This window comes from Dyella sp. C11 (genome assembly GCF_003121485.1).
Lineage (GTDB): Bacteria > Pseudomonadota > Gammaproteobacteria > Xanthomonadales > Rhodanobacteraceae > Dyella.
In genome coordinates, this window is the sequence record NZ_QAVX01000013.1 from 131,133 (window position 1) to 144,358 (window position 13,226).

The 13,226-nt window shown below is 60.7% G+C and carries 8 protein-coding genes; 7 read left to right on the plus strand and 1 reads right to left on the minus strand.

The window, feature by feature from the left end; genetic code table 11:
* The first annotated feature begins 315 nt into the window (after positions 1-315).
* On the plus strand, positions 316-6,459 hold the full coding sequence (locus tag DK366_RS13545) for an autotransporter outer membrane beta-barrel domain-containing protein (protein WP_109126086.1): 6,144 nt from the start codon (positions 316-318) through the stop codon (positions 6,457-6,459).
* Positions 6,460-6,726: 267 nt separating this feature from the next.
* Here the strand turns inward: DK366_RS13545 and DK366_RS13550 are convergent, their stop codons facing one another.
* Entirely contained in the window at positions 6,727-7,029 is a 303-nt protein-coding gene (locus DK366_RS13550; RefSeq protein WP_157956532.1) for a hypothetical protein, read from the minus strand.
* Positions 7,030-8,086: 1,057 nt separating this feature from the next.
* Between DK366_RS13550 and DK366_RS13555 the strand changes: the two genes are divergently transcribed.
* The 6 genes from DK366_RS13555 to DK366_RS21240 all read left to right on the plus strand — a co-directional run.
* Positions 8,087-8,833 (plus strand): c-type cytochrome, encoded by a 747-nt coding sequence (locus tag DK366_RS13555; RefSeq protein WP_198651553.1) that lies wholly within the window; start codon positions 8,087-8,089, stop codon positions 8,831-8,833.
* Between the two features lie 2 nt (positions 8,834-8,835).
* A complete protein-coding gene (locus tag DK366_RS13560) occupies positions 8,836-10,107 on the plus strand; it encodes a c-type cytochrome (protein ID WP_198651554.1) in 1,272 nt (423 codons plus the stop codon).
* Between the two features lie 13 nt (positions 10,108-10,120).
* Positions 10,121-10,294 (plus strand): hypothetical protein, encoded by a 174-nt coding sequence (locus DK366_RS21420; protein ID WP_198651555.1) that lies wholly within the window; start codon positions 10,121-10,123, stop codon positions 10,292-10,294.
* Positions 10,295-10,305: 11 nt separating this feature from the next.
* A complete protein-coding gene (locus tag DK366_RS13565; RefSeq protein WP_198651556.1) occupies positions 10,306-10,875 on the plus strand; it encodes a hypothetical protein in 570 nt (189 codons plus the stop codon).
* Positions 10,865-12,490 carry a b(o/a)3-type cytochrome-c oxidase subunit 1 gene (locus DK366_RS13570; RefSeq protein WP_109126088.1) on the plus strand — a complete coding sequence of 542 codons (1,626 nt, stop codon included), beginning with the start codon at positions 10,865-10,867 and terminating at the stop codon, positions 12,488-12,490. Before DK366_RS13565 ends, DK366_RS13570 begins: the two co-directional genes overlap by 11 nt.
* A partial coding sequence (locus DK366_RS21240; protein WP_157956533.1) for a c-type cytochrome occupies positions 12,487-13,226 on the plus strand: 740 nt, incomplete at its 3' end. The genes DK366_RS13570 and DK366_RS21240, both read left to right, overlap by 4 nt.

A 13,226-nucleotide genomic window follows, 5' to 3' on the forward strand; every position in this document is an offset into this window, starting at 1 on the left:
ACAATTTTTCAGGGCTTATAAAGCAACATTATGGTCGGCCGGCGCCATCGATCGCCTCATGTGAATGTGACCGGAAGGCGAGTGTATTTCGCCTAACATGGCTGTTTTATCCCGCTTTTCTCTTGAGTTGAGTGCCGCCCGCGAAAAAAGCGCTGGTGACATAGCGTGTCTTTCATCGAGACAAAGTTCTCCGCAAATCGTGCGAATTGAAAAACGGGAGTGCCGATCGGAAATTTGTCGTGTTTGCAGGAAAAGGGCGATGGCGGCCTCCCGGGATCATGCAAACCCTCGATCCCACTCCCCGGAAGCCACGCCATGAACAAGCCCAAGTATTGCCACGCGCAGCGAGCGCAAACTCTGGATCGCCTGGCACGTCGCCCGCTGTCACGTATGGTGGCGCTATGCATTGCCGCTGCTTGCGGCGGCAATGCGTTGATGAGCACGGCGGCCGCACAGACGGCCCCTCCGCCGATCACCTTGCCGCTGCCCAACTACCTTCCCATCCAGGATCTTAATTCGGGCACCGGCGCGCCTGATCAGAGTGGCGGGCAGGGCGGTGCCGCCACGGCCACGGTGGATAGCCTTGATTCGGGCTACTACACCAGCCAGATCATTGCCTACAGCATAGGCGGCGCTGGCGGCACGGGCACGAATGGTGGCGATCCCACCGGCAACGGAGGCCTGGGTGGCAACGGCGCCAACGTCAATATGACGGTGATGCCGAGCGCGGGCGTCAACAGCAAGCTCGCGGTCACTGCCGCAGTGGATCTCAACAGCAGCGGTGGCGTCGGTGGTACGGCCGGTGCGATGGATTCCTCCAGCGGCAACCCTGGCCAGCCCGGGCAAGGCGGCAATGCCGGCAACGTCGCCTTCAATCAGAACGGCACGGTGATCAGCACCAACGGCTGGAACGGCGGCACGCCCGGCACCACGGCGATTCTGATGCAGGCCAATGGCGGCGATGCGGGCGAACCCCTGCTTTACGACGGCGCTCAGGGCACGACCAAGGTCACCGGCGCCAACGGTAACTATGGTGGCAATGCCGGACAGATCACCTACAACCTATTCCAGGGCAACGTGGCATCGGCCGGGTCGGCCATCGTGGCGCTCAGCCAGGGTGGTACGGGTGGTGACGGCACGGGCTCGGACTCCTACGCCTATATCGGCCAAGGCGGCAACGGAGGGCCGGGCGGCACCGGCAATGCGATCCAGATGACGATCGGCCAGGGCACCACGACGCCCAACATCATCGCGGCCGGTGCAGCCAGCGCGGCAACCGGCGTGGTCGTTCCCATCGATGCGAATGGCGATACGGCCGATGCGGCGCTGATGGCCGCGGGCATCCAGGCGCAAAGCATGGGCGGCGCGGGTGGTGCGGGCGGCACGGGCGACGGCGCCGAGGGCAAGGCAGGCAAGGGTGGCGCGGGTGGAAACGCGGGCACGGTCAACATCGCGCTGAACAGCGCCAACATCTTCACCACGGGTTTCGCAGCGGCGGGCGTGCTGGCGCAGAGCGTCGGCGGTGCGGGCGGCGGGGGTAGCGGCGCGGGCGGCATCTTCTACAAGAAGGGCGGCAATGGTGCGGTCGGCGGCGATGCAGGCGCGGTGACGGTCAGTCTGGGCGATTCGTCCAATACCGTTTGGCCGTCCGATCTGATTACCACCTCGGGTGATGATTCCATGGGCGTGGTCGCGCAAAGCATCGGCGGCGGTGGTGGTGCCGGCGGTGCGGGGTCGGGGGGCTCGTTCATCACGGGCGTGGCCAGCGGTGGCGACGGCCAAAGCGGCGGCACTGGCGCGGTGGTGTCGTTGAACAACGGCACGCTGGCGTCGGGCAGCAATCCCGCACAGGCCGGCTTCGTGATTGCCACGCAAGGCCAGAACTCCAGCGCGCTGGTCGCACAGAGTATTGGCGGCGGTGGCGGCACCGGTGGTACGGCCACTGCGGTCGATGGCGGTGATGTGACGTATACGGTAGGCGGCAGCGGTGGCAGCGGCGGCGCGGCGGGCACTGTGGGCAACACGCAGGTGAGCGTGGAGAACCTGGGCATCGTCAGTACCACCGGTGAACACGCCAAGGGTGTGGTGGCGCAGGCCGTGGGCGGTGGCGGCGGTGATGGCGGTGCGGCGCAGTCGATCACGGCTGGCGCCCAGCTCAACGTGTCTGTAGCCGTAGGCGGCGTGGGTGGTACGGGCGGTACGGCGGGTGATGTCTACGCCACCAATGCGGGGCAGATTTTTACTTCGGGATCCGATGCGTGGGGCATGCTTGCTCAAAGCGTGGCAGGCGGCGGTGGCAATGGCGGCGCGAGCGTGTCCGACGCGTTCGAGGCGGCCGGCCCTTCGCCGATTCCCTCGGTGACCATCAATGCGTCCATCGGCGGGAAGGGTGGCGATGGCTCGGGCAGCGGCAATGTCTACGCGTACAACAGCGATGCGCTGATCATGACGGCCGGCCCCGGTGCGCACGGCATGCTCGCGCAGAGCATCAGCGGCGGCGGTGGCAATGGCGGCGATTCCAGCGCGCTGACCGCAGGCGTGAGTGCCAGCAAGGGCACCAATCTGGATATCACCGTGGCGATCGGCGGCAATGGCGGCGACAGCGGTTCCGCCGGCAACGTGACAGCCGACAACAGCGCCGGCTCGATGATCTGGACCACGGGCGAGCAATCGGACGGCATCTTCGCGCAGAGCGTCAGCGGCGGCGGGGGGTCAGGCGGCACATCCAAGCTCACCAACGAGTATCTAGGCGCGGGACAGAAGGCCAGCCTGACCATCTCGCTGGGTGGCCTCGGCGGCGGTGGCGGCACGGGCGGCACCGTCGATGTGACCAACGAAGGCAACATCCTGACCCTGGGCGACGGCTCCAACGGCATTCTTGCGCAGAGCGTGGGCGGTGGCGGCGGCGTGGGTTCGGGCGGCTCGATCAAGGGTTCGGCGGCCAAGGCCAGCGAATCGATGACGGTGACCGGCAACAACGGCGAAGGCGGCAACGGCGGCACGGTGAACGTGACCAACAGCGCCACCGTGCTCACCTACGGCGGCGATGCGGCAGCGATCTATGCGCAGTCGGTTGGCGGCGGCGGCGGCAAGCTGGGCACCGGCACTACGGCGGGGCTGCTCACCACCGATCTGCCGCTGTCCAGCTATCTGTCCCAAAGTACGCAACTGGCAGGCCACACGGGCACCTATGCTGGCGTGGTGGCCTTCGATGGCACGGGCTGGCAGCCGAGCAGCATCTGGCAGCTGGGAGCCTGGGCCAGCGAATTCCTCGCTTATGCCAACGCCAACGCGCCGACGACGCCGGATGGCTCGGGCGGCACGGCAGCGGTAAATCTCTATCTGGGCGGCTCGGCATCCACCACAACCAACGGCGGCGACGGCGGCAACGTCACGGTGAACAACAACTTCACCGCGCAGACCAATGGCCCTGCCTCGCCCGGCGTGTTCGCACAGAGCGTGGGTGCCGGTGGCGGCGAGATCGGCGAATACGTGGTCGATCAGGTCAAGACGCCGGCCGGCAAAAATGCCGCGGCGTTGATGGTCAATTTCAACGGGCAGGCTTTCAGCTACGGCAACGGCGGCACGGTGACCGTCAACAACACTGGCAACATCGCCACGGCTGGCGATGCGTCGTTTGGCGTGCTGGCGCAAAGCATCGGCGGCGGTGGCGGCGAGAGCATCATCACGGCCAGCCAGTACAACGCCGGTGGCAGCACGCCGATCCAGATTGCGCTGTCGCAAAGCACTAACAATCAGGGTGCCGGCGGCGCGGTCAACGTCAGCAATACCTCCGGTGCATTGAACGCCAGCATTGCCACCACGGGCAACGACGCAGTGGGCATCGTGGCGCAGAGCTTTGGCGGCGGTGGCGGCGATGCCATCGTGATGCAGACGGCGGCGAATTCGTCCGGCAACTCCATGGGCGTCACCAACCCTCTGTTGGATGAAACCGGCAGCCTTAATCAGGTGGCCGTGGGCCTCTTTACCGATCAGACGCAGAACGAGACGGGTTGCTATCTCTTCAAGGGGCGCGAACCCTACAACTCGTGCGGCACCGGTGGTGACGTCACGGTCAGCACGTCGGCCAACAGCAGCATCAGCACGGCGGGGCGCAACGCTCATGGCGTGCTCGCGCAAAGTTTCGGCGGCGGTGGCGGCTGGATCGTGGGCCTGAGCGAAGGCACCACCAATCCCTTCAGCAATCCGGCCATGGCCGGTTCGGCGGGCAATATCAACCTGACGCTGGGCGGCAGCATCAGCACCAGCGGTGATGGCGCCTATGGCGTACTCGCGCAGTCAGTGGGCGGCGGTGGTGTGCTGGGCGGCGATCTCGCCGCTTCCACCAGTGTCACAGCCTTCCCTCACGATGACTCCAAGAAGCCGATCAATCGCGTGGGCTCCGGTGGCTCGATCACCATCGCCAACAGCGGCAACATCACCACCTCGGGCAGCAATGCCACCGGCATCTTTGCGCAGAGCGTGGGTGGCGGCGGTGGTCTGTATGCGGCCAACAGCATGGGCGCCAATGGCGTGACGTCGACGCTGTGGATGGGCACTTCGGGCGGCACGGGCGATGCCGGCGCGGTGAGCATCACCAATAGCGGCACCATCCAGGTCACCGGCAGCGGCTCCAGCGCCATCGTGGTCGACACGCAAGGCCAGAGCAACAGCTCGCAGGTCAGCGTGACCAACACCGGTAACATCTTCGGCACCAGCAGCGCGCCGGCCATCATGCTGGAAGGCGGCAATGGCAATGGCGATGGCTCAGTGTTCAACAGCGGCACCATCACGGCGATGAACGGCACGGCCGTATCGGCCAATGCCACCTCGTCGAGCTTTGCGGTGATCAACAACAATGCTGGCGGCACCATCAACGGCGACATCGATGCTGGCAGCCAGGGCACCTTCAACAACAGCGGTCTCTGGAACACCAATACCATCACCACCGCAGGCACGGTGAACAACAATGGCTGGTTGAATATCGGCGGCGCCACGACCGGCAGCTATAGCGGCGTCATGGCCACGAGCGAGATCTACGGCAATCTGAACAACGCCGGCACGATTGCATCCACCGTTGACTTCTATCCGTCCAGCGGTCCCAGCGGCGGCCAGTTGATTGTGAGCGGAACGCTGAACTTCCAGGCCGGCTCGCGCATCTACGTTACGCCGGTCGCGCTGGTGCCGAACGAGCCAGTGGAAATTTTGCTAGCCAACTTTGCGGGCATCAACACGGTGCCGGTCACCGACCCCGGCAACAACTTCCTGTTCAACTACACGCTCGGCTTCGACGATTTCGGCTATATGACGGTGCAAGCCAACAGCGGTTCGCACTTTGAAGCAACCGCCGTGGCTAATGGCGCCTATGGCAATCCGATGGCGGTGGCCAAGAACCTGGACACCACTTGGGACACCGTGGGTAGCGGCATGTCATTGGCGCAGGCGCAGACCTTCGCCAGCCTGGCCACCATCGGCAACGCACAGCAATACCTCGCCGCCCTGACCAACCTCGCCAACGAAGGCGGCCAGGCGGCGACGGTGGCGCATGTGGTGGCCAGCGACGCCTTCGTCGAGCGCATGAACAGCTGTCCGCGTTTCGAGGATGGCGCACAGGACACGCGTGAGCACGACTGCGTGTGGGGTCGCGTGATCGGCAACAACGGCGATCGCGATGCAACGAATGACAGCGTGGGCTACCACCAGAGCGGCAGCGTGTTCCAGCTGGGCGGCCAGAAAGAAGTGGCGACGGACTGGTTCGTCGGTGGCTCGGTATCCGCCGACAACAGCAACCTCGACACCCGCACCGTCTCTGATTCAGTCAACGGCCATGGTTGGACCGCCGGTGCCGTGGTGAAGCACCAGATGGGCGACTGGCTGGTGTCCGGCGTGCTGGAAGGGGGCTCGATGTCCTACGACGCCTCGCGCCAGGTCCAGTTGCCGGGCATGGGTGGCACGGCACGCAGCGAGTTCGATGTCAGTCACTGGGGTCTGCACTCGCGCATCAGCAAGCAGTTCCCGATGGATGGCTGGTATCTCAAGCCCTACATCGACCTGCATGCCACGCATATCAATGCGGACGGCTATACGGAGCAAGGGGCTGGCGCACTGGATCTGAAAGTGTTGCCGTCCAGCACCAATGTGTTCGGCGCCTCGCCGATGATCGAGGCGGGCAGCAACTTCGTCTTCAACAACGGCATGAGCCTGCAGCTTTACGGCGGCATCGGCGGCACGTTCTACAACCAGGGCGCACTCGGCGCGGATATGCAGTTCGCTGACAGTCTGCCGGGCTCCGGCACGTTCCACATCAGTAGCGACTTGCCGTCGGATCGCTTCAAGACCACGGCCGGTCTGGATCTGAAGGCTAGCGACCATTGGGACGTACGACTGGAGTACAGCGGTGAGTTTGCTGATCACTTCCAATCGGACACGGGTTCCTTGAAGGCAACCTACAAATTCTGAGATGAAAGATGTGGTCAGTGATCACGCCTGCAGCCGTGATCACTGACGTTATCAAGAAGACCTTCGATCGAAAGCGCTCGCAATGTCCGCAATCCATAGCGGACATCTTTGTCATCCATCTCCATAGTCCTTAACTAAAGATTTCGACTGCGCTGATGGTGATTACTAGTTCCATGCTGTCAGCAGTTCCTTGGCTTCCGGGAAAAGAGTTGCCCATGGTCGCCGCGAACATCAGACATTCGGACGTGGTGCAACGCTTGGAGATGTTTAGTCCATAGAAAGTGGCAAGCGCTCTTTGGCAGAAAGCGAATCCATAAGATCGAGCGCATTTTGCGCTGCAATTTCCAGCAAAAAGGCCAAAGAAGGGGAGACAGTCCCTTCGGACATTACAAAGGCCATGGAATGAAGGATGGCGGGCAAATTGTCGAGCCTGTCATCTTCCACGTTCTGCGCGAGCCCGCGCAGCAGGTGTCCGATGAGGGCCGCCTGCGGCGGTGACAAACCATCCGTGCCGCTTTCTTGCAATACCCGTGCAACGAGCTGTAGTGGCTTCCTGGGATCGGAAATCATAGTCACCCCCTGATTCACCGCATGCACCGGTCACCGCGTCCCATTTCGCGTCCTTGAAATGGATGGATCACCCGCGAAGAACTTATCTCGCTTTCCGATGGAAAATTTGTCAAATCCCACTATAAGTGCCGCAATGTGCCTAGCTGCCGTGACTGCCCTGATCTCCTGCCTCGCCTTTGACTAAAGATCTCGACAGCGCTGGCGCTGCTGGCCTGATTGCATGATGTCACCCGATCCTGTGCTGCCATGAGAAGAGGCAACTATGGACATTGTCGATCGCAAGAATTCGGACATGGTGCTGCGCCTAGCTGATCCGCTTGATGCGCCCGTAGGCCGTACTATGGCCAGTCGGTCGATGACGAGCTTCACTACCTCAAGATTTTTCTAGACCAACTTCGGCTTGAGCCGAATGTACGCGTCATTGAAAAGCGCGCTTGGCGTCGTAGGATTGAAGAATCTGTAGCGACACCGCATGGACGCTGATCAATTCAGCTTCATTGGCTTTGAGTGATCCTTGTAGGCCCAGTGTCTTGGTCCGCGAACGGCCTTTGATGATCCGAGAACGCCTCATGGAAAGAGCCCGCCGGTCGTAGCTTGGCCCGGGATTACCCTCGGAAGTTTTAGGTCTTTGGCACCACCTCGCTCGGCGAGCAGCCGATTGCGAGGAGGAAAGGACTGGTGATTAGGGCTCGTTATCACGGGTGATGAGGAGTCAAATCGTCTAACGAATGTCACTACCCAAGCGTCTCTATGGCCGTATGAGCCGGCTGCCTGTTGAATGGTGCAGGCCCCACTGCACGTGCGGCTGCGAAATTGGCCGATCGGGTCGACCAGCCAGGGCATTCTTCGATGGGAGCGGCCTGGGGTTGGCCAGATATCTGGGTCATGAAAGGAGTGGCCAGCAGAGAGCCAATCACCCTTCGGCTCTCCGCCCGAGTATTCCAGCGGAACATTTGCCATCCAGCCCATTGAGGGCTGACCGAAAGGCGGTATATTGAAGCCCTGTCGCAAGACCAGCATTCGTCAGGCCAACCACCACCTATAGTGGGTTGTTCCAATGATGAAGGTCGATCGTTGCAGCGCCTTTCTCTCAAGAGCCGGCTGGGTGGCGATCTTGGCTGCCCTCGTTTCGGGCTATGTCACCAGCGAGCCGGTTCTGGCGCAAAGTAGCGTGACCGCTCCAGACTCCACGGCGACGCGGGTGATGGCATGTACGGCCTGCCACGGCGAGAAGGGGCAGGGCGGTCGAGACGACTATTTCCCGCGCCTGGCTGGCAAGCCGTCGGCCTATTTGTTTCATCAACTGGTGGCATTCCGCGACGGGCAGCGCAAATACCCGCCGATGAATTACCTGCTCGCCTATCTTCCCGACAGCTATTTACGGGAGATGGCGGATTACTTCGCGGCTCAGCACGCCCCATTTCCCGAGTTGCCAAGACCGGATGTGTCACCGGAGGTCATGGGACTCGGCAAGAAGCTGGCAATGGAGGGGGATGAGACGAGACATATTCCCTCATGCGCCGCCTGCCACGGGCCAACATTGACGGGGGTGGAGCCCGGCATTCCCAGTTTGTTGGGTCTGCACAGCAAGTACATCAGCGCACAGTTGGGCGCGTCACGCTATGGCACGCGCGTGATCACCACAAGTCAGTGCATGCAGAAGGTGGCTTCCCAATTGTCCGAGGAGGACATCGCAGCCGTCTCGGCGTGGCTGTCCTCGCTGCCTGCACCGGAAAATCCGGCCCCTGCGTCCGCCGGCTCACTGAAACTGGCACTTACCTGTGACAGCGGCGAGGTGAAATGAGCATGCGACCGCCCATTTCCATGGCCAAGAGCCTCGTTGCCACCATTCTGTCTCCGATGGCTTCCGTGGCGATGAGCGGCTTGCTGTGGGCTTCATCTGCCGGCGCCCAAGACCTCTCGGTCGTTGCGCACGGACAATATCTGGCGCGTGCAGGCGACTGCGTCGCTTGCCATAGCAATCCCGGCGATCAGCCTTTCGGCGGCGGCCGCCCTATGGAGACGCCATTTGGCACGCTGTATTCGCCCAATATTTCTTCTGACCAGGCCACCGGCATTGGTGCTTGGACGGCTGACGAGTTCTATACGATGTTGCACACAGGGCGTTCGCGCTCAGGTGCGCTGATCTATCCAGCGATGCCTTACGGCAATTACACCAAGGTCACGCGCGCGGATTCGGATGCCATTTTCGCCTTCCTGAAATCTACGCCGCCGATAAATCGCCCCAGTCGCGATCAGGATCTCCATTTTCCATACAACAATCGCAGCTTGTTGAATGGCTGGCGCGCGCTCTACTTTAGTGAAGGCGAGTACAAGCTCAACGTCGCCAAGTCTGCCGAATGGAATCGCGGCGCGTATCTGGTGGAAGGGTTAGGCCATTGTTCCATGTGTCATACGGCAATCAATGCCCTGGGCGGGAGCTCCGACGCCGCGGCCTTTCAGGGGGGCTTGATTCCTATGCAGGAGTGGTACGCGCCTTCGTTGACTTCCAATCGCGAAGCAGGGCTTGGTGATTGGAGCATCGAAGACATTTCAGACTTGCTGCAAGCTGGCGTTTCCAAGCGCGGCGCCGTCTACGGTCCGATGGCCGAGGTGGTCTACAACAGCCTGCAGTACCTCACGGACGCCGATGTGCGTGCTATGGCCGTCTATCTGAAATCCTTGCCACCCACGGGCGAAACGGCCAGTCCAACCAAGGCGGAGTCACAAGATAAGTTGCGCCTCTCTCCGCTGGGAAAGAAGATTTATACAGCTCAATGTGCCGAGTGCCACGGTACCAGCGGTGAGGGCAGGGGCTGGGACTTCCCGCCACTGGCCGGCAATCAATCGATCCAGATGACGTCCTCGGTCAATCCGATCCGGATGGTGCTCAATGGCGGCTACCCGCCAGGAACCTTACGCAACCCGCGGCCCTACGGCATGCCGCCGTTTGCACAGGAACTATCGGACGTCGAGGTGGCTGCAGTGGTCACTTACATCCGCACCGCGTGGCAGAACCACGGTACAGCTATAGAAGCCAAGGATGTGAACGCGCTGCGTTCGGCGCCATTGAATTAAAAGGTGGCACCTGATGAGTGGAGATTTCGATAAATCTGGCAAAAGTGAAGAGGAGCGGGTCGACGACATCGTGCGCGCGGGGCCGCGCGGTGCTCTGGTGATCACCGGCATCGCAGTGGCCATCGTTATCGGATTGTGGTTCTTGTTCTACTTCCTGGTTTTCCTGCCACGCGGCGTAATCCATTAAAAGGGCGGCCCATGGCTCAGGTGTCCTCTACTGATCCTCATGGCAGCGCTGCAGTGGCGGCGCGCATCGAGCGACGTTGGGCTTTGATGGTCGTTGGCATTGTCGCCCTGCTGGTCGCCATCGTGATCTTTACCGGACTGCATTGGGCGATGATGCCTCCATCTCGCGTCGAGACAATCGACCCGACCCGGCTTCACGTCGATGGCGAGTTCATCGAAAGCAATTTGGGCAGTGCTGTGGAATCCGACGGTTCGGTGACCGTACGAATCGTCGGTCAGCAGTATTCGTTCACCCCGCAATGCATTGTCGTTCCAACAAAAACGTCGGTGACATTTCGGGCCACCAGCTCCGATGTTGTACACGGCATGCTCATTACCGGGACCAACATAAATTCCATGTTGGAGCCCGGTTATGTCGCCACCTTTAAGACACAGTTCGACACTCCAGGCGACCATCTGATGCCATGTCATGAGTATTGCGGCGTAGGCCACGAAGCCATGTGGGCGAACGTCAAGGTCGTGGACAAGGAAGATTTTTTAAAAATGGCGGCCCATGCGCGGAGGCTGACCTGTGATCTATAACAAGCGACTGGTATTGGCCCATTTCTGGCTAGCGTTTGCCGTCTTCGGCTTGGCTGTTGTATTGGGCGAGTGGCAGATGTTCATTAGGAGCCCTTTGCACGGCTGGCTGCGAAACCCCGATCTCTACTATCGATCGGTTACCGCGCACGGCACCGTCATGGGCTATGTATTTCCCACGCTGATTGCGATGGGGTTTGGCTACGCCATTACCGAGGCATCCCTCAAACAGCCACTTATTGGCAGGCGCTGGGCATGGGTGGGTTACTTCCTGATCATCATCGGGTCGGTGGCTGCTTTGGTGCCAGTGTCGCTGGGGCTCGACTCTGTGCTTTATACGTTTTACCCGCCCATGATTGGTAATGCGTTTTACTACGTTGGCGTGGTGTTGGTCGTGGTTGGCTCGTGGATATGGGTTGCCCTGATGGGCATCAACATGGGCGCCTGGAAGCGCGCAAACCCAGGTTCCCCCGTGCCGCTTGCCATGTTCGCCAATGTGGCCGGGGCGTATCTGTGGGCGTGGACCGCCGTCGGCGCTGCGTTGGAACTGTTGTTTCAAATCCTGCCCGTGGCGCTAGGGTTTTCCAGCACCATCAATGCAGGACTTTCTCGCGTACTGTTTTCCTGGACATTGCATGCCATTGTCTATTTCTGGCTAATGCCGGCGTACATCGCGTTCTACACCATTGTGCCTCGCGCGATCGGCGGGCGCTTGTACAGCGACACGATGGCGCGCATTTCATTTGTTCTGTTCCTTGTTTTCGCCATGCCTATTGGCATTCATCACCTGTTTGCCGATCCGCAGGTGGGATCCGGTTTCAAATTTGTCCATTCCGTGTTCACGGCCATGGTCTCCGTGCCCACACTGCTGACGGTCTTCACGATATGCGCATCGGTTGAGATCGCAGCGCGCTTGCGCGGAGGAAGTGGTGTCTTCGGATGGCTGAAGGCATTGCCTTGGGACAACCCGCAGATGCTCGCACTGGCGTTCTCTTTTGTAATGCTTGGTTTTGGTGGTGCTGGTGGCTTGATCAACATGAGTTATCAGCTGGATTCGACCATTCATAACACCCAGTGGATTACAGGTCACTTCCACCTGATCTTCGCCGGGGCAATTGTCGTCATGTATTTCGCCATCGCCTACGATCTGTGGCCCCACCTTACCGGGCGCGCGATGCAGGACTTGCGCTTGATTCGCTGGCAGTTGTGGCTGTGGTTCGTTGGCATGATCGTGACAACGTTTCCGTGGCACTACGTTGGCATTCTCGGCATGCCGCGACGGATGGCCTACTACGACTACAGTGCGCCAGGGCTGGTCGGTCAAGGCGTAGCGGTAATCATGTCGACAGTTGGTGGCGCGATGTTGCTGGCATCAGCAATCCTGTTCCTTGCCATCCTTTACCGTAACCATTCGGCTCGCCAGATTGAGCCCGCCCCGTGGACCTTTAGTCGGGCGGTTCACGAGCCTGTGTCATTACCTCTTGCTTTGAATGGGCTGAGTTTGTGGGTTGGTCTGATGGTAGCTCTGACCATCACCAACTACGGATATCCCATTCTTCAGCTCATCGGTTTGCACGATGCCCAGGTGCCGGCTGTCTATATTGGAGCGAAGCCATGAACGAGCGACGCCCACGTCTGATATCGCTGCGCAATCCATGGTTCACAGTGAGTGTTGGGGCGACGCTTGTACTGTTTCTTTTTTCGTTCTTTGTCGGGTTCGTCTGGCTTCCGTCTGCGCAGAACGATGCGCTCTTCAAGGGCTTGATCAACGCGATTTGCGGAGCGGCCGGCATTCCCAAAGTTTGGCTCAACAGTACAAACCCACCAGTGCAGCCGGAAGAAAAGCTCTCCAGTGTCGTGCTCACCCCAGAAACGCTTAGTGGTTCAGATTCCCGTGATGCTGTTGGCAGGGGAGCCACACTGGCGCTGCGCTGCACGATGTGCCACGGCGCCCGCGGCGTGACGGCTGCCGACACACCAAACCTCGCAGGGCAATATGCGGCGTCGATCTATAAAGAGCTTCGAGACTTCCAATCTGGCGCGAGGACAAGTGCTGTCATGGCTCCGATGATCGTAGGGCTAAGTGATCAGGATTTGCGGGATCTTTCGATCTACTACGCGTCATTGCCACGCCTGAAAAGTATTCAGGCTGATGCGACGTCACCGTCACTAAGTATTGTGGCGAGCGGCGATCCGATGCGGAATATTGCACCATGTGGATCCTGTCATGGTGCACTCGGGAGCAAGATCGGTGCTCCTTGGATCAGTGCGCAGCCGCGTGTCTATCTCAAGTCCCAGCTCGAAGCTGTTGCCACTGGACGCCGGCACAACGCTCTCAACGGGCAGATGCGAAA

Bases quoted from the DNA above. Each gene is read 5' to 3' on its own strand.
- DK366_RS21420 (WP_198651555.1), top strand. From the start codon at position 10,121: ATGAGTGGAGATTTCGATAAATCTGGCAAAAGTGAAGAGGAGCGGGTC.
- DK366_RS13560 (WP_198651554.1), top strand. From the start codon at position 8,836: ATGCGACCGCCCATTTCCATGGCCAAGAGCCTCGTTGCCACCATTCTG.
- DK366_RS13565 (WP_198651556.1), top strand. From the start codon at position 10,306: ATGGCTCAGGTGTCCTCTACTGATCCTCATGGCAGCGCTGCAGTGGCG.
- DK366_RS13545 (WP_109126086.1), top strand. From the start codon at position 316: ATGAACAAGCCCAAGTATTGCCACGCGCAGCGAGCGCAAACTCTGGAT.
- DK366_RS13555 (WP_198651553.1), top strand. From the start codon at position 8,087: ATGATGAAGGTCGATCGTTGCAGCGCCTTTCTCTCAAGAGCCGGCTGG.
- DK366_RS13550 (WP_157956532.1), bottom strand. From the start codon at position 7,029: ATGATTTCCGATCCCAGGAAGCCACTACAGCTCGTTGCACGGGTATTG.